Raw genomic sequence first — 19,178 nt, 5'->3', positions numbered from 1 at the left:
CACCAAATGACAAATGACTAAGGACAAAGCGCAAAGTCTGAGCGGAGGTTTCCTCCGATCAGAACTTTGTAAGAATGACAACCTTAGCCAATTATGTTTAATTTCGCCAACCTAATCAAAATGTTTGCAGCAAGTCAGCAAAACCATAGAGGCTAATTAAGAGCAAGAGTAATGCTGTGAATTGGGTAATTTTGCTTTGAGGAGAGGGAGCGATCGCTTCTCTGACTAAAATAGAAATCGATGCCCCAACTACCAAACTCAAACCCAGCACTAAATAAGGTGGACTTTCTGGCAAAATAGTCGCCATCCCTAGCATTGCGATCGCTAGCATTAACATTAATAACTCTACAAACCGGGGTGGGTTGTATTGGCTGGATACAATAAAGCTGTTTAACCAAAAATGCCAAAATCTCATAGCTTTTGAGTGTAGAGTTTTAAGTGCTGAGTGCTGAGTGCTGAGTTGTGAGAAATAGTTATACCAATTTGAAAAAAGAATGCGACAGACTGTAGGGGCACGGGCATTGCCCTGCCCTCTAGAATATTATTGATGTGTCGCAAATATTATTTGATTTGGTATTACAGGTTGTAAGCTTAGACTTACATAATTAAATCTTCACGGCCCGCACAAGCGGGCTACTCTGCGGAAAGCTGATCCGGTGTCTATGTTGATTTAGCGACACCCTTTTAGTACAATCCAGCCTCAACAGAGTAACCATTTCAAATAGCCAAAAGCCTTAATATACAAACCTTTTGACTTTTGACTTTTGTACAGACGCGATTAATCGCGTCTCTACGACTTTTGACTTTAACCTCTAGCCCCTAACTTTTGACCAGTACCATTCTTTTGTGCTGCATCAGTTTCTGGAAGTTCCACACCAAACACTCTCGCAAAAGCTTTTTCCACTTTGTAGCCAGAATCAATGGATTCTAAGGGGTCTTTCCGTAGTCTATGACGCAGACATAAGGTAATTACACGACGGATGTCATCAACTGTAACTTCGGTACGTCCTTCTAATGCGGTTAAAGCTTTGGCGGCGCGGTTGGTTACAATGTCGCCTCGCAAGCCGTCTACATCGAGTTCCGAACAAATTTCCGAAATTTTCACCCGCAAATCATAGTCACTGGTAACTTGGGGTAACAAGTTTTGAGCATTGACAATTTTCTGTTGTAGTGCTTCTTGCTCGGATTGGTACTTCTCAAGAAACCCTGGGGGATTTTGGTCAAATTCTGACCTTTGCTCTACGATTTGCACCCGCAAAGCTGGTTCTTTCACTGTATGAATTTCTGCGTGCATCCCAAAGCGATCGAGAAGTTGAGGACGCAGTTCACCTTCTTCAGGGTTACCAGAACCGACAAGTACAAATCTGGCGGGGTGGCGGATAGAAATACCTTCCCGTTCTACAGTGTTCCAACCACTAGCAGCAGAGTCCAGCAATACATCTACTAGGTGGTCATCTAGCAAGTTCACTTCATCCACATAGAGAATACCCCGGTTAGCTTTGGCTAAAAGTCCTGGTTCAAAGGCTTTTACACCTTCAGACAAAGCTTTTTCGATGTCGATGGTACCGCAAACCCGGTCTTCTGTAGCGCCTAAAGGTAAATCTACCATCTGCACTTTTTTAGGAACTGTGGGGATTTCTACCCCTTGTTCCAGCATTTGGCGAACTTCATCGCTCATCAAGTCGGGGTCGCTGGGGTCACTGTTGAAGGGGTCATTAGCAACAACAGAGATTTCTGGTAGCAGATCGGCCAGGGCCCGGATAGTTGTGGATTTACCAGTACCGCGATCGCCCATAATCATCACACCACCAATTTTGGGGTCAATCACGTTCAGCAGCAGAGCCAGTTTCATTTCTTCCTGACCAACAATAGCTGTAAACGGAAATACCACACGTCGCGTACTCGCTGTGGTTTGAGCAGTAGGACTCACTAAATTACCTTATCAATATTTTTCTTATTACCGTTCTTTATTGTGCCATAGCTAGGCCTATAGAAAGTTAGAGCGATCGCTAAAGACGATCTGTCCTGGAAATTCTTTAGAATCATCCCTACAAATTTAATGGTTAAGCTTCATTCACCGTGATAGCAACAAATGGCAAATCAAAGTTAACCATCAAAAAGCACCTTAAAAAAGGCGCTATAACAATCAATCCAGTATTATTTACGAGCCTTCTTATCTAACCTCAGTGGTGTAAGTAGTAGTCCTAGGTTTGCGCGCACCAGCAACAGCGCCAATTAGCGAAGCTAATAAACCTAACAAAGAACCAAAAACAAACCACCACAAGCCTCTGGAAGTAGCCGCAGCAATATCACGAGCTTGTTCTGCAGTTACGTTAGGAACATTTTGTGGCACATTGGTAATCGATTGTTGGGTTTGGTTGAGAACTGCTGCGGCATTAGAAGCTGCAACACCAAAAGCACCTGATACCCCACTTGCTAACAACCAAGAACTAAGTGCTAAAGTAGTTGCCCAAAGAATTGCACCATTAAGCAACGCTGTATTCCGGTTCATTGGGCCACAAGCGCGAGTTGTCACCCAACCACCAGTAAATAAAGAAATCAACAAACCGATAGTTGACCAAAGACCCACATTACTCGCCACATTAGGCGCAATAGTTCTTGGTGCGCCTGAACCTGCAACGTTACCAGCACCGATCGCACCAAACAATGCACTTAAAATCAATTGTGTAACTAAGGCAACTAACACACCAGAGATAATTGGCCCCCAACGCACCAAATCGTGATAATCAGCAACCCTACCAGTTACAACTTGCTCAGGTGGAATTACTTGGTCGCCTACTCGATTTGCATATGACATAGACTATTTTCTCCCTTAATGCTTCAGTAAAGCTTTTCCAGGTATATTTAAACTTGATGTCTATAAATTAAATTGCTAAATATAATTTTTCTATCTATCAACAGAAAGAGTTAGGTACTCTATCTTTAGTAGGAATAAATCAAAGAGAATTTCTATAAGAAATAAAGCTAAATGTTTTCTTTATCAAGACTATTTATTTTGAATAAATTAATAAGTCTTTGAAATAATTAATATCAAGAATATACTATAAAATTTTATAAAGTAAAAAGAATTGCCAAATCATATTTATCTAGCTTCTAAAAATAAATAAGTACAGATTCTCGAACTTATCTAGAATCTCGAGAATCTTTTTTTACATTGTTCGAGATGAAACTTAAACTAACGAATCTTTACAGCTGTGCCTGTGGCAGTAATTAATAGCAGCACACCCGATTGATCGACATTGATTGTACCAGTATCAATTTCAATCCCAATCACAGCATCTGCTCCTAAACGCATTGCACGTTGTTGTAATTCCTCTAATGCTTTACGTTGACCTTGTTCAAAAAGACGTTCATAGCTACCGGTGCGTCCGCCAACAATATCGCGAATGCTAGCTAAAAAATCTCTTAAGAAGTTGCTACCATACACAACTTCTGCTGTAACAATGCCTAAATAGGACTGAATAACAGCTCCTTGAATCACATCAGTTGTGGTTAAAATCATAAATTTTGCCTCAAAAATAGTCTCAGTTGATTTTTGACCAAGTATGGTCTTGAGTAGCCAATGAGGAATGCAGGAACATTTTGCAGGTGAGATATATCTTAACTAGCAATGGCTCGATAGGGAGAAATATCAACACCCAGAAAATTATCAGTTATGAATAATGAATTAAAGCCTACAATTCGTTACCTAAACCTATCCTTGGAGGATAGTTTTATACCTAGCTTGCCTGTTGCTTAGGGTATAAATATTTTCTCAGTCTTCCCAAAAAGAGGTAAGATTTTTAACTAAAAATTTGGTTTACTCTCAGTCTTAGCTATAAGCGTCAATCAGTTTTGGATTCAATCTAAAATCGGCAATATAAAATCTCAAATTGATTCCCCTGCGCCCTGTTCCCCTATCTATACAGCAATGAAATATTTTTTTAATTGGGACTCTCTAAAATACCTAAATTTATCGCCAAAGTATAATTTTAACCTCCTCTCTAAACACAGGATTCTCTTACTCGCCTAAATATATATGTAGAAATACCTGTTTTTAAATACTTCATCCTCAAAATTTACGTAAAATCTCGGTTTCATCTTATTGATACCCGGAGTATTTATGTGAAATTATTAATATTTCATGAAATGGCATAAATACAGTTTTCAAAAAGAAATATTTCTGTTTTAATGTACAAGAAAAAAGTTCCCTATAAAATCAGGAAATTTACTGTGTACAAACGGATATCATTTATAGTAAGTCTGCTGCTATTAGGAAGTTTTGTCGTTCCTATATCTCCTGCGGCTCAAGCACAAGTTTTGTTATCTCAAGCCAGAAATCCAGAAGTTAAGCAATTGCTAGAAGAAGGGCGGAGGCTAGTAGATGCTGGTGATTATAATGGGGCAATCTCTGTTTATCAACAAGCAGCCAGCCTTGAACCTAAAAATGCCAAAATTCATTCAGGAATTGGCTATTTATATGCTCAACAAGGAAATTTTCAGGCAGCACTAGGAGCTTATCGTCGCGCCCTAGCTATTACTCCCAATAACGGCGATTTTTATTACGCCGTGGGTTACATCAAAGGTAATATGGGCGACACTCCTGGAGCAAAAGAAGCTTATCGCCGCGCTATTCAATTAAACCGTAACAATCTGAATGCTTATTTAGGATTAGCTGTCACTCAGGCTCGTCTAGGAGACTACGAAGCAGCTAACTGGGCATACGAACAAGCAATTAATATCGATCGCAACAATGCCCAAACCTATGAGTTAATGGGTTCAATGTATAAGCAAAGACGGCAAAGCAAACAAGCCACTACCTTACTCAACAAAGCTCGTGATTTATATCAAAGAAAGAATGACTTTGATGGTGTAACTAGGGTAGAAGCATTGCTACGCGATTTAGGAGGATGAGGTTATTCTCACCAACTCTTTCAAAACAAACAAATTCAACAGTAATACTCTGTCTCTAAATAGATTTTGTAACAAGCATTCCTCTGAAGCAGATATGGAAGGATATTGAGTAATTTTCCTGAAAATTTACGTGCCCAGTAAAATTTTACTTTTCCCGTAGGGTAACCCAACATCAAAGCGGCTTTGTTGGGTTTCGCTATCGCTCAACACAACCTAAAATTATCTTTCACTGAACTATATTGCTACCTAACCTTTCAATCTTTGGTAATTCCCAGAGACTCGTTATTTACTGAGTATTTTATATTTTATTTTGATTTGCTGTTGCCGCCACATGACATAATTTAGGTCATTAAGAAAGGTGTACAAAATTTATTTCAATACTTGGTATTACTGAAAAAAGGATACTAAATTATGAGTGAACCAAAATTTTCAGATTCATTGGGGTGGACAGCAGAAGCAAAAGAAAAACTCAAAAATATTCCTTTTTTTGTCCGCACACCAGCAAAAGCGCGAATTGAGCAGCTAGCTCGTCAAGCAAAGCAAAATGTCATCACAGCAGATTTAGTGGAAAAGGCACGATTAGAGTTTGGACAATAAAACAATCAAACTAACCAACCTGTAGAAATCCCTAATCTGAGTGTTAAGTATTAAATAAAACTTTTAGCCCTTAGTCTAAGCGCCCATATTGAGAGGAGATTCCTGCTTAACTATGGAATTGGGAATTTTTAGTTCTTCCATAGGAGTTTGTCCCCATTCTAAAGTAATCTCCAGATTGGCTGTAGAAGTACCTTTAACTAATATAGGTGAGAGTTTACCTGATTCTAGACTAATTTCTACACCAAATTTTACGCTAGCCTTATCGGGGTTCACTTTCTGGATAACTTCTGCAATATCCCTACTAAGAGATTCGATGGCAATGGTGACTTCTTTAAAAGGTCGAGTGGGGATAGTCAATTTACGCTCACCAATGAGGGTGGCTTCGACTCTTACATTTGTACCATCAGATAATTGTACCGAAATAACTTTAGTTTGGGCTTCCATGTGGGTTTGACCAGATTACTCTGCAATTTATAGCATTCAACCACCTGTAATAAATACAACCCCGAATGTAAAATTATTTTTCGGTTTTTGAGGTGAAAACTTTCCAACCAAAATTACCCCTGTGGTTATTATAGGGGCGTTAACGAAGTATAACGCATTATCCGCATTTTATCAGTAATGGGGCATGGGGCATTGGGGAGGCAGTGCCGTGGGCGGGTTACCCGACTTGTACCCCTGTGGGGAAGCAAGCTACAGGTAGCGTCTCCAACAGGACAGGCAAGTGCCATCATGGGAAAGGCAGATTTTCATGGTTGGGCGTGGGTTTTTCCATGATTACCTCACTTGAAAATAAGGCAGGAGGCAGTCCCAATGAAAAAATTTCACCACCAAGTATAAAAATCTCTTTTTCCCATGCCCAATGCCCAATGCCCCATGCCCATTTTCAAAGCTAAATTGAAGAATGCTGTATTAAGCCCCTCCTACATTCATTGCGGCTAAAACTGCCTTTTGTCTAACATCTTGGTAAACTGTCTGCAAATATTTCATGACGACATCGCTAGAGGTTAAATTACCGATGTTCTCTTCTTCTTTGGCTAGGGGAATGGGGCCTAATACATCTAATACAGTTTCGCTACCACTGGGAGCAATGACGACTAAAGAAGAATCAAGCGGTTCATTGTAATGCCAGAATGAGTCAAGTTTAATTGTATTTTGATTATTGGTAACTGGCTGTTGAATATCAGATGTTTCTGTTGATGAAATATCTATTTTAGCGCTACGTAATTGGCGTAAATCGCTGATAATTTGCTCTTTGGTGCGTCCGCGTAATTTGAATAGTACAAATGGGTCTTCGCTGAATCTATCGCCTAATTGATAATATACTGCACCTACGTGTTTGCAAGGATTGGCTTTGTCAGGACAGGAACATTTACTGCGGACATCTGATAGGGTAAAGGGAAATAAAGAAAGTCCATTGGCGGTGAAGACTTCTTCTATATTTTGGGGCATTTCTCCGGCTAATAACTTAGCAGCAAAAATCGCCTTTTTGGACATGGTTTCAATTACATAACTCCATTCTTCATCGCTGAATGGGTCTAAAGAAAGAGAAACTTTATAAGGTTCTGCTTCGCTACCTTGTACCCTGGCTAATACTTTGGCTCCTTTAAATTCAATGCTGAGGACATTTCCTTGACGGGAATAATTTCTGGCGCGTTCTAAGCGTTTTTTAAAGCGATAGGAATCTAATAAATCGAGCCATCTTTGTGACCACCATTCACGGCTTGCTTGTAGGGTGTAGTTAGTCATGATTAATCTTCAAGTTGACAATTTGATTCTTTGGGAAAGGGCAAAGGGGAAAGGCTTTAATTACGAATTACGAATTACGAATTAAAAATTATTCCCCTGCTTTGCGTCCGACAAATACATCGTTATAGCGGGGGAGGTTATCAGGTACAGCTACGGTGCGGTTTCCCTGTAACTGATTTAATCGCGCTTCTAGGCTAGCGACTTCTTTTTGTTTTTCTTCGAGTTCGATTTGCAAATCTACTGGAACTCGAATGCCATAACTAGCTTTTTCTTCTTCTATTATCTGGAGGGCGCGACGGGCACGGTTGAGAGTGCGCTGTAGTGCTTCTCGATCATCCATAGGGTTGTATCAATAATAAAAAAATATGCAATTAATCTTGATGGAATTAGCTTTTTAGTTTAATTGAGAGCCAGGTGAGGGAAGATTTTCATCTCATTTGATTGTATAAGTTTTTCACGGCATCCCTGGAAGGGGGAAGTTGGTGAAAGGAAGGCGAAGGTTGGTGTAAATCACTTGGAAGTCAATATAATTTTCAGGGTAAGGCAATGCCCAGTGGTGTCAACTGAACGTGAAACCCGCTTGGTTGCAAGAGGTTTCGCCCTCACCCCCAGCCCCTCTCCCACAGGGAGAAGGGAGCAAGAGATTTATTTCCCCTTCTCCTGGGGGAGAAGGGGTTAGGGGATGAGGGCGCGAGGTATTTGTACAACACCCGCCCTATATCGCTTTTAGCTTAAATTGCCTTGCCCCTACCTGTGTAATTTAATTAATCTAATCCGGTTCTTTGATGGCGGGATTCTAATTCAATTACTTGTCGGCGTTTTTCTTCTAATTCAATCTGCAAATCTACGGGAATCCTGATTCCATAGGAAGCGGCTTGTTCTTCTAAAATAGCTAATGCTCGTTTTGCTCTTGCGAGTGCAGGTGTGACGACTTCGCGATCGCTCATGATTTTAGGCGAGTCTGGGGTTGAGTTTGCTACTCCTTTTCCGCCGCGCAACATGGCTATTGGGAAATCTTCCATTGCTGTATCAAAAAATGGTGTTTGTTCTTGTCTCCACAGGGTTCTAGCGCTTTCTGGCACAGTTTTTCCTAAATGATTGATGAGGTTGGAGAGCATCACTGTGGTGTCTCCTGGCTTGTTAGCCGCTCCCCGCAATGCCTCAACGAGATGATAAGTGTAGAGGCTCATGGTAGCATCAGGGCGGATGTAAGAACTCTGATTACCCCTGGATGATGTAAATACTGCCCTTCCTTCTCCGTGCTTCAAGTCATCTATAACACCCTTGGGTAAGGCTGTGGCGATAAAATCTGCAGGTAGTTCGCCTTTGGAAGTAGCCATACCTTCTGCATGACAGCTATCAATTACTACCCACAACCGCTTTGCTGGAATTTGACGCAAGGCTTGTGTAAAGTCTGAGGCAGATAGGGCGGTTTTAGCAATATCTGAGGAATTGAAGTCATGTTGTAGTAAGTAATAACACTGGCTTGCTAGGTCAAAGCATCCATGACCGGAGTAATAAACTACTATTGTGGCATTGCGATCGCTTGCTGCTTTTTCTTGTAACCAGGTTAATCCAGCGATAATTGCACTACGTGTTGTCTGCTCATTCTGCAATAAGCGAATATTTGCGGAATCATAGGCACACAAATCTTTACCGGTTAGCACGGTTTTTATTGCTTGCACATCTTTGACTGTTACGGGTAATGACCATTTTGGTTCGGCTGTGCTACCAACTCCAATTAACAAAGCATAACCGTGGGTAAAGTGATTGGACATAATCGTACAGTCTAGAGATAAAGATATTATCTATTAAATATAAATTTAGATTTTTTGTTATTGCGGAGGGTGTAGCACCTGAAATTTTTAATGGTGCTTTGCGCTATGCGACAACACACCCTACATCGAGAATTATGACGTGCAGAATAATTTGGTTGTAACTACTAAATTATTCGGCATCTTCTTCAATTACCGAACTGCGATCCAGTAATAGTAAATTACGGAGTTGGTCTGTATCTAATTCAGTTAGCCAATCTTCCCCTGCACCTACAACTTGTTCTGCAAGTTGTTTTTTACTTTCAATCATGTCGTGAATTTTTTCTTCTAATGTGCCTGTACAAACAAATTTATGTACTTGCACATTGCGAGTTTGACCAATCCGAAATACTCGGTCTGTGGCTTGATTTTCAACTGCGGGGTTCCACCATCTATCAAAGTGAAAGACGTGATTTGCTCTGGTTAAATTTAACCCCACACCCCCAGCTTTTAAAGAGAGAATCATAATTGGTGGCCCTTGGGGGTCGTGTTGGAAACGGTCAATCATTTCCTCACGTTGTTTTTTACTAGTACTACCGTACAAGAAAAATATTTCGCGTCCTAGCTGTTTTTCTAAATGGGGTTTGAGTAATTTACCCCATTCGGCAAATTGGGTGAAAATTAAAGCGCGATCGCCTTCTGCTAAAGCTTCTTCTAACATTTCATCCAAGCGCTGAAGTTTGCCGGAATGATATTTGTCTAAGCTGGCTGCTTTTAAATATTGGGCTGGATGATTGCAGACTTGTTTGAGCTTAATTAATAAAGCTAAAATCATTCCTCGGCGTTGTAATCCTGTGGCGGTATCAATCTCTGCTAAAGACTCTTCCACCACTTTTTGATAAAGCGTCGCTTGTTCGGGAGTTAGCCCACAAAATACCGTCATTTCTTGCTTTTCGGGCAAGTCTTGAATAATATCACGATCTGTTTTCAGTCGCCGCAGAATAAACGGTTGTACTAAGGAACGTAATTGATTTAATGAAGCAGAATCACCATACTTTTCAATTGGCATGGCAAACCTGCGTTGAAAGAACTGCTTATTTCCCAAATAACCAGGATTGAGAAAGTCTAAAATAGACCAAAGTTCTTGCAATCTATTTTCTACTGGCGTACCAGTTAAAGCAATGCGAAATGCGGCTTCTATTTGCCGAACTGCTTGGGATTGCTTGGCATCAGAATTTTTCACATTCTGCGCTTCATCTAATACTATGGCTTGCCACTCCACACTCTGCAATGATTTTAAATCCCGGTGAATTAGTGAGTAACTGGTGACGACTAAATTATACTTTTTCACCGCATCTGTAAACGCCTTACCTTTGGGGCGTTTATCACCGTGATATTGTAAAATTTTGAGTGTGGGAGCAAATCTTTTAACTTCTCGTTCCCAGTTCCCTAATACAGAAGTGGGACAAACTAAGAGAGTCGGTTTTTCTAATGCATCCTGTTCTTTGAGGTGTAATAGAAAAGCGATGAATTGAATAGTGTTATGACAAATAATATTGTTAGCCACAAAATTGTGGTTTTCCCTTACTTCTAAGTCATAAACCCAACCCTCATAATCGATATCTTCAATATTTTCAATTTTGCAGTAAAAAACTTCTTGATCGAGGAGTCTTTGTAAAGATTGCTGCGTTAAGCTCAACTGTTGTACATCTATGCGAGAATATGCTTCCAGAGTTCTATTTGTCCACTTGGAAGGTTTTAGGGACTGGTACTGCTGCTGAGACTCTCCGCTGATAACGCGATTCATCCCAGCGATGACTTGTTGTAAACTATCTCGAGAAAACTGTTGCGAGCCATTAATATAAACATTGTTGTGCATTCCTAAATGGCGCAATGGTAACCCAGTATTGCTAACAGTTTGGGCTACTAGTTGAGCAGCCGGGATACCTTCAACGTTTGTATTACTAATGCGTTGACAAATTGTTATTAATTTCTGTTGTTTTTCTGTGTTGCTAAAACCAATTTCTTGTAAGAATCTGCGGGCAGAATTTCCACCAATCACACCAATATAATAGGTACGCAAAGTACGAGTTCCATTGGTAGCACATTTCTGTCTAGTTGATATTCTCAACCAAATGCCAAAGCGTCGCAGCAGTGTGGAAAGCTGTTGAATTAGTAAAGCTGAGGCTGTAGCAATTTCAATACTACCCATATTCAACACCACAGCAGATTCAGCATCAAAATAGTTCTGCAAAAACAGCCGCACACTGTCCGAATCTGCTTGCATAATAAAGGACGGAATCGATTTTTCTGCTGACAGTTTGCCCCAAACGTAACCTTTACCTTCTAAAAATCGTCGATAGGCTTGGCTGTTAACTCGAAGACACGACACTCTGTTGGGAAAAGTACAGACATTTGGGCTGTTAATTTTGAGGTTATAGCGCTTTCCTAGGCGGTGAAAAATTTGGAGTAGATTTTCGAGGACTCTGATATCTTTTTGAGATACAGTAACTCTTCCCACTTCTGTTAACTCATGCCCTTCAGCAATTTGCCAAGCTAGAAACTTAACTAAATCTGGGTCTTGTTTTTGACCATTCCATAGCATTTTGGCTGGGACACAAACGTAATCACCTACTTTTAAGTCATTTGTCCAACCTTGATTAGTCAAGAGTTTGTGACGATATGTAATAGTAATACTGCTGCCATCTTGTAAGGTGACTTTTCGTAAATTCTCCCGTACCTGCTGCCGATATAAATGTTGAATTTCTGCTTGAACAATCTTACCTGTTTGGTTATCTATGGAATTAACTAGTAATTTCTTGGTAGGAACAGTCCAAAATCCTTCGCCATCAAATTCTGTTTCACTAGCGTAATTTGTCCAAATTGCCTCAGCTGTAAGTAAGCTGCCATTAATATTGATCAATGTATCAGGTGCGACACATTTTCCTAAACCCATGTCGTCCGCGAGACAAGCACCCAAACCCCAGCGTTCGAGGAAGGCTAGCCAAGCAGCACCACGTTGTTGATAAGGTCGCAACTCTCCTTTAAAGTTAGCAGGTGTGGGTAAAGGTGCGATCGCCTGATTATTGGTTAAGGCCCCAATTAATTCTTGTAATGCACCAGATGCTTCAAAACTCACGACTGGTAATTTTTCTATGGCTTGGGTATCTCCTGTACCCAGCCGCAAAGCATCTTCTAAGGAGAGGGACATTTTTTCTTTTCGAGAAGCAAAAAATGCTTGGGCAGTTTTAATATCTTGGGGACGTAACTCTACCCACTCGCCGTTAATTTCTACCAGTGGGCTATTTAATGCTACCAACCTGTCAAATTGCGCTTTAGAAATCGTTTGTCCACCAATCGCCAATTTCCATTGAAAATTCAGCAAACTTTGTAATCCTAAGCGTCCCTGCTTTTGATTGGGTGTTTCGGCGGTAATTTTTAAACCCAAACGGTTCGCCCATCCTTCACGATTTGCCAAGCTGGGTGGTAAAACTACCCCTAAGCCGCTATCTTCTAACCTCCAAGCTACAGACTTAATAAATTCATAAGCCTGGATGGGGTTAAGGCTAAATGAATCCGGATATTCACTTTCTAAACTAGGTGCGATCGCAGGATATAATCGCGAAGCTAACCCCAAACCGCGCAGGAATGTTTCTTGGGGTTGTTCAATGGTGCGATTTTGATACACTAATTGCTCAACTGGATGCTGCCAAATCGTTGCTGCATCTACTAAAAATTCTGAATCGTCGGCAGCTTGCAGATAATATACCAATTTCCATTCTGATTCTCCAGCTTCAGGCGATCGCAATTCAAAGCAGGTACGAAACAAACTTTTATAAGTTAATTGGTATTGTAGCGGCATCGTCCAAGCGTTCATTGCTGCTTGTAGCCTATCCACACCCATTGCGTCTGCACTAACTTTTGCCGATTCACCCGTTAAGCTTTGCAACCACTGTCGCACTCCAGCTGGTAAAGATGCCATCACCCTATTTTCCACTAAGGGTTGAGAACCAATCATTTCTCTAACTTGGGCATCAATCGTACTATTGAGAAATCCTAATAGTAATTCTTGCGGCTGTAAAGGTAAATTCAGTGATGGGTACTGAGTCATGAGTGCTGGGTCTTGTTCTCTTAACTCAGCACTCAGCACTTGGAACTCAGCACTTTCTTGATATGTCCGACAAGCTAAGGGCATTAACTGCGAAAATTTCTCTAACCTTGTGCCATCTACAGCACTATCTAAAAGTACTTGCCAACTAGCAACAAAACTATCAGTTTCTTTAGAAATATGAGGCAGAAATTTACATCTAGAAATTAAATCTAAACTCCATCTAGCTACTTGCGACCAAAAGCGTAAATCTCCGCTTAAAAAGGCATCATTGCCGCTAATACTACTTAATGGCAGAGAAGCCAAAAATTTCATAGCGGCGTTGGGGTTTAAGCAAAAACCCTCCACTTGCCAAGGGTGCAGATATTGCTGAGAATCTGGTGCTTGAGACGATGTTGGCGTTTCCACAACCGCAGAATGTAGAGGAAAAATGCTACCTGCTGATATTTGAGTTGGTAAAGCAATAATTTGGGATTCGCTGGGCAATTTTACTTCCGTAACAGTTGCACTTTGACGTTTTCTGCCGGTGCTAACAGCCATCTGAGGTTCTGGATTTAAATTAGGAATTGTCAGATTTCGCGAACGCAACCACTCGCTTAACTCTTGTGGAGCCATTGCCAAGGGATTGGAGGGAATATCAAAACCAACATTACTATCAGCATTATCCTGTGCAGAACGCCAAGTTTCTCCCCAAATAAATAAACTACTGTTTTGCTGTTTATTTAACCAAATACCGTGTAAAATTGCCATTTCCTAACTACCGTTCCACTACTTATATGCTTTACTTAAATCAAGAATAAATTTGTTAATAATCCGTTACGTTAATGACTTGAAGATAGTCATACATGATTTCCGCACCACTATTTTGTTGAATTTATTTAATAACAATCCTAAATTTACTATCTTCATATTTGGCAGCATTTGCTTGATTTATCTAGGGAGAGTATTACCATAAAACTAAAAAGTTTCACTAATCTATAACTCGCAAATTAAGATTAATTTTGCTGGCATCATCACTATACTAGATTTATAAAATTGCTCGTTTCATATTTAATTTATCCTTGATTTAATATAATAAACAAGGAAAAGTTAAGGATAAATAAAAATTTATAATAATGCAATTGCCACATCATCAATTTATAAAAAATGGCATGTTCATAGAGCTAGATTATATGCATCCACAAGAACAGGAAGAAGTGAGAGCATTATTAAATCTAGTAATTACTGAAGGTAAAACCTATCCTCAAAAGCAACCCCTTTCTGTGGCAGAATTTGCGGCTTATTGGTTGAGTCAGGATGCCTTTGTTGTTAGGGCTGTTGAGCAGGGTGCTACACACAAAGCCAAAGATATATTAGGGGCTTTTTATCTAAAACCAAACTTTCCCGGCCGGTGTAGCCATATTTGCAACGCTGGTTTTATTGTACAACCACAATTGCGGGGTCAGGGCATAGGGCGGTTTATGGGAGAGGCGATGCTAGCGATCGCAACTAGCCTAGGCTACGAGGCAGTAATGTTTAATTTGGTCTTTGAAACTAATATACCGTCAATTACCCTGTGGCAGACATTAGGATTTGAGATTATTGGACGCATTCCCCAAGCGGCTAAGTTAGCTGATGGGCAAGTGATAGACGCACTGATGATGTATCGTGCTTTATGTTGACAAAGTTGTTTATCTTTGTATGTACCTGAAGCCAGCTAGAGGGCAGAAATGTTAGGATTGCCACAGAGAGAGAATAGCGTGCATAGAAGGAAAAAAAACTGAATGACAGAAGTTGATAAGTCAATATCCTTTGACGGACGGGATATTCGACTGAAGGTTGGCCTACTAGCTCCCCAGGCTGGTGGGTCGGTTTTGATACAATCAGGGGATACAGCTGTTTTGGTGACGGCTACGCGATCGCAAGCCAGAGAAGGCATTGATTTTCTTCCCCTCACAGTAGATTACGAAGAAAGACTATATGCTGCGGGTAGGATTCCCGGCGGGATCATGCGGCGTGAAGGTCGTCCCCCAGAAAAAACAATTCTTACTAGCCGTCTGATAGACCGTCCCCTGCGTCCGCTGTTCCCTTCATGGTTGCGCGATGACTTGCAAATAGTCGCTTTGACATTGTCAATGGATGAGCAAGTACCGCCCGATGTGTTAGCTGTTACAGGTGCTTCTATTGCTACCCTAATTGCTCAAATTCCCTTTAATGGCCCAATGGCAGCAGTGAGGGTAGGCTTAGTAGGTGATGATTTTGTCATTAACCCAACCTACGCAGAAATTGAAGCTGGAGACTTGGATCTGATAGTAGCAGGTTCACCAGATGGAGTAATCATGGTCGAGGCGGGAGCCAACCAGTTACCAGAGCGCGATATTATTGAGGCGATTGATTTTGGCTACGAAGCTGTGCGGGATTTAATCAAAGCACAACAAGATTTAGTTGCAGAACTAGGTCTAGAAATTGTGCAAGCAACTCCCCCAGAAGTAGATCAAACTTTAGACAAGTTTATTAGCGATCGCGCCAGTGAAGAGATTAAGAAAATTCTCGCGCAATTTGAACTAACTAAGCCAGAACGCGATGCCGCTTTGGATGTAGTTAAGGAAAGTATTGCCAATGCGATCGCAGAACTCCCTGAAGAAGACCCAGTTCGCGTTGCTACAGCCGCCAATAGCAAAGCCCTAGGTAACACCTTCAAGGAAATTACCAAGCACTTCATGCGCCGTCAAATCATTGAAGACAACGTCCGCGTTGATGGTCGCAAACTCGATGAAGTGCGTCCGGTTTCTTGTTTAGTCGATGTTTTACCTAAGCGCGTTCACGGTAGCGGCTTGTTTAATCGGGGACTCACCCAGGTATTATCTGCCTGTACCCTTGGTACTCCCGGAGATGCCCAAAACCTCAACGATGACTTGCAAACAGACCAATCTAAACGCTACTTACACCATTACAACTTCCCTCCCTTCTCAGTTGGGGAAACGAAGCCGATGCGCGCCCCAGGACGGCGGGAAATCGGTCACGGGGCATTAGCCGAAAGAGCGCTGTTACCAGTGCTACCACCCAAAGAACAATTCCCCTACGTGATTCGCGTGGTATCGGAAGTGCTATCTTCCAACGGTTCCACCTCAATGGGTTCAGTCTGTGGTTCCACTCTAGCCTTAATGGATGCTGGTGTACCAATTCTCAAGCCCGTCAGTGGTGCGGCGATGGGTTTGATTAAAGAAGGTGATGAAGTCCGCGTTCTCACGGATATCCAGGGCATTGAAGACTTTTTAGGCGACATGGACTTTAAAGTCGCTGGTACGGATACGGGAATTACTGCCTTACAAATGGACATGAAAATTTCCGGTCTGTCATTGGACATTATTGCCCAAGCAGTCCATCAAGCTAAGTCAGCCCGCTTGCACATTTTAGACAAAATGCTGCAAACCATCGACACACCACGCACAGAAACCTCACCCTATGCACCACGTTTATTGACCATCAAGATTGATCCTGACATGATTGGTCTGGTGATTGGGCCTGGAGGTAAGACCATTAAAGGCATCACTGAAGAAACAGGTGCAAAAGTGGACATCGAAGACGATGGCACCGTCACGATTTCTGCTGTGGATGAAAGTAAGGCGAAGAAAGCTAGAAATATCATCCAAGGCATGACTCGTAAATTGCACGAAGGTGATGTCTATGTGGGACGAGTTACCCGCATTATACCTATTGGTGCTTTTGTGGAATTTCTGCCTGGAAAAGAAGGCATGATTCACATTTCCCAACTAGCTGACTACCGCGTTGGCAAAGTTGAAGATGAAGTAGCTGTAGGCGATGAAGTGATTGTCAAAGTGCGCGAAATTGACAACAAAGGTCGGATCAACCTGACACGTTTAGGTATCCATCCTGACCAAGCAGCTGCAGCGCGGGAAGCAGCAGCAGTAAATCGGTAATCGATTTAGGATTTTAGATTGAATCTAAAATCCGCGATGCCTTAGGGCAAGGCATCGCTGTATGCTTCTCTTCTTCAAATTTTAAAATTATTCGAGCCGCAAGACTGATGTCGCGGCTAACAAAACTCAGCCTGTGTAGACAGGTTTAATGTAATTCAAGACTGACAAAAATTAAAAACATACCCAAATTTTAGGGGCATGGCGTAGATAAGATATTGGAATTTCTAAAAATCTTGGGATGCCATGCCCCTATGTGTTGTTAATTTATTTTTTGGAGTTCATGTAAATGTATTTCCACAATAAAATAACAGTTATATAACAGCAAGAAGTTTGAGTTGAAAAAATGATTCAGACCATACGTAACTTAGTAACCTTTGCAGAATTTACTGAGTGGAAACCTGAAAGTGAACGCTATGAACTACATGATGGAGTAATAGTTAATATGCCACAGCCTTTAGGAGGACATGAAGAGGTTACAGGATTTTTATCGATAATACTAAGCGTGCAATGCTATCAGTCTGGTCTTCCCTATATCATTCCTAAAACAGCCTTAGTTAAGCCTCCAGAAAATGAGTCAGCTTACTCACCAGATGTGCTAATAGTAAACCAAGCTAATCTTACTCATGAACCTCTTTGGGCGCAGGAATCGACTTTAATTTACGGTGCATCCATACCTTTAGTAGTTGAAGTTGTCAGTAGTAATTGGCGTGATGACTATCATACAAAAGTTGGTAAATATGAGGAGATAGGTATACCTGAATATTGGATTGTAGATTATCTTGCACTTGGCGCTCGTAAATTTATCGGTAATCCTAAACAACCTACGATTTCTATTTACTTTTTAGTTGAGGATGAATATCAAGTTAGTCAATTTAGGGCTACAGACCGTATTCAATCACCAACTTTCCCGAATCTTAATGTAACCGCCCAACAGATATTCCAAGCTGGAATTAGTCGTACTGACTCATCTAATCATGAGTAGATTTCACTCATAGAATATCAGAAATATAAGGATTGCTGTTGGCTTACAGGATTCTTAGGAAGGCACTCTAGCTAGCAGTAAAAGGCCATATATCTACTAGTACCTAGGTTTTAAGTCACCAAAGAATGATTAAATTGCCTACTCTTTATGGCGTTGGGCTATCGTTAGTTTATGTAGCTGATAATTCAGTCGATAGGCTCAATTTACAATACTCACTTTGTCAGTTTCTGAATTTACGCTATGTTTGGTATTAAAAGAATTAGCCTACGTGGTTAACTTTAATTCCTAACTTGATATACAGCATTGTGAGTGCTAAACGTCTGCCAGAAACCATCGCCCATGTCAAAATAACCCGCCAATCTTGGCAACACGGCTTCCTTGAGGGCGAAGTAAGTGCGGGTGAGTATGAATGGCAGTTCCAATGGCATTTTCGCCGGGGAGAACTGTCTGTAAAGCCTTCTCAAGGTCGCGCCTTAATTAAAGAACCTTTAGGTCGCTTCTTGGAGAAACAAGATTATCAGTTAGAGCCTGGAGGAGACTATGCTTTTACTATTCGTGCCGAACTGTAATGGTTTCCTGACAATTTTTAACTGTTAACTGATTCTGCTAGGCGATTAAGATATCTTTCAATTAAAAGAATGGCAACAATGTCATCTATTGGGCGTGGTGGTTGTCGCATACCTTGCGGTAATAGCTTTGTCAGTCCTTTAGGCGGATACATTTGCCAATAGCGATCGCGTGCTTCTAAGGTGGTATAGCGTTCATCTACCAAAACAATATTTAACGGTTCTACTAATTCTTTTTGCAGCCGTTGTTTCCACTGCTTGGCTGTAGTTTGATCGCCCATTACCATTAAGGAAATTGGGTATTTTTGACGCAGGGTTTCAATGGTAGCGATCGCGGCATTTGCTGGTACAACTTGGTGATAATGTAGTTGCCGATCTAGCCCGATCACTGCTAATCCACATTTATCTCGACCGGGATCAAAGCCTAAAATGACTGGTTGTGTCGGTGAGAATTCACGGAGATTCATAAGCAAATTAAAATTTAAAAGTTCAACTGTAACCACACTCTCATTTAGACTGCTGGCTATTTTTGAACTACAAGTTCAAGATATATCAGCCGCTTAAATCAGCTTAAATCGGATTAATATC

The 19,178-nt window shown here is 41.1% G+C and carries 16 protein-coding genes; 6 read left to right on the top strand and 10 right to left on the bottom strand.

What is annotated here, in order from left to right; all coding sequences use genetic code 11:
• Nucleotides 1–115 precede the first annotated feature (115 nt).
• The 4 genes from HGR01_RS04290 to HGR01_RS04275 all read right to left on the bottom strand — a co-directional run bounded on the left by HGR01_RS04290 (nt 116) and on the right by HGR01_RS04275 (nt 3,523).
• On the bottom strand, nt 116–415 hold the full coding sequence (locus HGR01_RS04290) for a hypothetical protein (protein ID WP_045872635.1): 300 nt from the start codon (nt 413–415) through the stop codon (nt 116–118).
• 390 nt (nt 416–805) lie between these two features.
• Nucleotides 806–1,930, bottom strand: coding sequence for a magnesium chelatase ATPase subunit I (bchI, locus tag HGR01_RS04285; RefSeq protein WP_045872636.1), 1,125 nt, complete (start codon nt 1,928–1,930; stop codon nt 806–808).
• A gap of 243 nt (nt 1,931–2,173) precedes the next feature.
• Nucleotides 2,174–2,818: a hypothetical protein gene (locus HGR01_RS04280; protein ID WP_045872637.1), complete on the bottom strand. Its 645-nt coding sequence runs from the start codon at nt 2,816–2,818 to the stop codon at nt 2,174–2,176.
• A 378-nt stretch (nt 2,819–3,196) separates the two neighbouring features.
• Entirely contained in the window at nt 3,197–3,523 is a 327-nt protein-coding gene (locus tag HGR01_RS04275; protein ID WP_045872638.1) for a YbjQ family protein, read from the bottom strand.
• 710 nt (nt 3,524–4,233) lie between these two features.
• Between HGR01_RS04275 and HGR01_RS04270 the strand changes: the two genes are divergently transcribed.
• Both HGR01_RS04270 and HGR01_RS04265 read left to right on the top strand, forming a co-directional pair.
• Nucleotides 4,234–4,914, top strand: coding sequence for a tetratricopeptide repeat protein (locus tag HGR01_RS04270; protein ID WP_045872736.1), 681 nt, complete (start codon nt 4,234–4,236; stop codon nt 4,912–4,914).
• A 411-nt stretch (nt 4,915–5,325) separates the two neighbouring features.
• Complete coding sequence (locus tag HGR01_RS04265; RefSeq protein ID WP_045872639.1) at nt 5,326–5,511, top strand: PCP reductase family protein; 186 nt, start codon at nt 5,326–5,328, stop codon at nt 5,509–5,511.
• A gap of 75 nt (nt 5,512–5,586) precedes the next feature.
• Here HGR01_RS04265 and HGR01_RS04260 read toward each other — a convergent pair whose 3' ends face one another.
• The 5 genes from HGR01_RS04260 to HGR01_RS04240 all read right to left on the bottom strand — a co-directional run bounded on the left by HGR01_RS04260 (nt 5,587) and on the right by HGR01_RS04240 (nt 13,872).
• The gene (locus HGR01_RS04260) at nt 5,587–5,955 is read right to left on the bottom strand and encodes a CU044_2847 family protein (RefSeq protein ID WP_228045575.1); all 369 of its coding nucleotides are present in this window, start codon (nt 5,953–5,955) and stop codon (nt 5,587–5,589) included.
• Between the two features lie 468 nt (nt 5,956–6,423).
• Nucleotides 6,424–7,260 (bottom strand): SWIM zinc finger family protein, encoded by an 837-nt coding sequence (locus HGR01_RS04255; RefSeq protein WP_045872640.1) that lies wholly within the window; start codon nt 7,258–7,260, stop codon nt 6,424–6,426.
• Between the two features lie 88 nt (nt 7,261–7,348).
• The gene (locus HGR01_RS04250) at nt 7,349–7,600 is read right to left on the bottom strand and encodes a hypothetical protein (protein ID WP_045872641.1); all 252 of its coding nucleotides are present in this window, start codon (nt 7,598–7,600) and stop codon (nt 7,349–7,351) included.
• A gap of 424 nt (nt 7,601–8,024) precedes the next feature.
• Nucleotides 8,025–9,038 (bottom strand): caspase family protein, encoded by a 1,014-nt coding sequence (locus HGR01_RS04245; RefSeq protein WP_063749840.1) that lies wholly within the window; start codon nt 9,036–9,038, stop codon nt 8,025–8,027.
• 169 nt (nt 9,039–9,207) lie between these two features.
• Entirely contained in the window at nt 9,208–13,872 is a 4,665-nt protein-coding gene (locus HGR01_RS04240; RefSeq protein WP_045872642.1) for an SNF2-related protein, read from the bottom strand.
• A 365-nt stretch (nt 13,873–14,237) separates the two neighbouring features.
• Here HGR01_RS04240 and HGR01_RS04235 point away from each other — a divergent pair, with 365 nt between their 5' ends.
• From HGR01_RS04235 to HGR01_RS04220, 4 genes are all read left to right on the top strand, one after another.
• Nucleotides 14,238–14,783: a GNAT family N-acetyltransferase gene (locus HGR01_RS04235; RefSeq protein WP_045872643.1), complete on the top strand. Its 546-nt coding sequence runs from the start codon at nt 14,238–14,240 to the stop codon at nt 14,781–14,783.
• A 102-nt stretch (nt 14,784–14,885) separates the two neighbouring features.
• A complete protein-coding gene (locus HGR01_RS04230; RefSeq protein WP_045872644.1) occupies nt 14,886–17,042 on the top strand; it encodes a polyribonucleotide nucleotidyltransferase in 2,157 nt (718 codons plus the stop codon).
• Between the two features lie 343 nt (nt 17,043–17,385).
• Nucleotides 17,386–18,024, top strand: a complete 639-nt coding sequence (locus tag HGR01_RS04225; protein ID WP_045872645.1) for a Uma2 family endonuclease — start codon at nt 17,386–17,388, stop codon at nt 18,022–18,024.
• Between the two features lie 305 nt (nt 18,025–18,329).
• Nucleotides 18,330–18,593, top strand: coding sequence for a DUF3146 family protein (locus HGR01_RS04220; protein WP_045872646.1), 264 nt, complete (start codon nt 18,330–18,332; stop codon nt 18,591–18,593).
• A 17-nt stretch (nt 18,594–18,610) separates the two neighbouring features.
• On the opposite strand, the gene HGR01_RS04215 is transcribed toward HGR01_RS04220, so the two are convergent.
• On the bottom strand, nt 18,611–19,057 hold the full coding sequence (locus HGR01_RS04215; protein WP_045872739.1) for a pre-16S rRNA-processing nuclease YqgF: 447 nt from the start codon (nt 19,055–19,057) through the stop codon (nt 18,611–18,613).
• Nucleotides 19,058–19,178 lie beyond the last annotated feature (121 nt).

This window comes from Tolypothrix sp. PCC 7712 (assembly GCF_025860405.1).
Taxonomy (GTDB): Bacteria; Cyanobacteriota; Cyanobacteriia; order Cyanobacteriales; family Nostocaceae; genus Aulosira; species Aulosira diplosiphon.
The sequence above is the reverse complement of the archived record's forward strand: the minus strand, read 5'-3'. Positions and strand labels throughout refer to the sequence as shown.

Excerpts from the sequence above, each read along its gene's own strand:
- HGR01_RS04275 (WP_045872638.1), bottom strand. The coding sequence starts at position 3,523 with ATGATTTTAACCACAACTGATGTGATTCAAGGAGCTGTTATTCAGTCC.
- HGR01_RS04290 (WP_045872635.1), bottom strand. The coding sequence starts at position 415 with ATGAGATTTTGGCATTTTTGGTTAAACAGCTTTATTGTATCCAGCCAA.
- HGR01_RS04245 (WP_063749840.1), bottom strand. The coding sequence starts at position 9,038 with ATGTCCAATCACTTTACCCACGGTTATGCTTTGTTAATTGGAGTTGGT.
- HGR01_RS04240 (WP_045872642.1), bottom strand. The coding sequence starts at position 13,872 with ATGGCAATTTTACACGGTATTTGGTTAAATAAACAGCAAAACAGTAGT.
- HGR01_RS04280 (WP_045872637.1), bottom strand. The coding sequence starts at position 2,818 with ATGTCATATGCAAATCGAGTAGGCGACCAAGTAATTCCACCTGAGCAA.
- HGR01_RS04225 (WP_045872645.1), top strand. The coding sequence starts at position 17,386 with ATGATTCAGACCATACGTAACTTAGTAACCTTTGCAGAATTTACTGAG.
- HGR01_RS04230 (WP_045872644.1), top strand. The coding sequence starts at position 14,886 with ATGACAGAAGTTGATAAGTCAATATCCTTTGACGGACGGGATATTCGA.
- HGR01_RS04215 (WP_045872739.1), bottom strand. The coding sequence starts at position 19,057 with ATGAATCTCCGTGAATTCTCACCGACACAACCAGTCATTTTAGGCTTT.
- HGR01_RS04250 (WP_045872641.1), bottom strand. The coding sequence starts at position 7,600 with ATGGATGATCGAGAAGCACTACAGCGCACTCTCAACCGTGCCCGTCGC.
- HGR01_RS04235 (WP_045872643.1), top strand. The coding sequence starts at position 14,238 with ATGCAATTGCCACATCATCAATTTATAAAAAATGGCATGTTCATAGAG.
- HGR01_RS04255 (WP_045872640.1), bottom strand. The coding sequence starts at position 7,260 with ATGACTAACTACACCCTACAAGCAAGCCGTGAATGGTGGTCACAAAGA.
- HGR01_RS04260 (WP_228045575.1), bottom strand. The coding sequence starts at position 5,955 with ATGGAAGCCCAAACTAAAGTTATTTCGGTACAATTATCTGATGGTACA.
- HGR01_RS04265 (WP_045872639.1), top strand. The coding sequence starts at position 5,326 with ATGAGTGAACCAAAATTTTCAGATTCATTGGGGTGGACAGCAGAAGCA.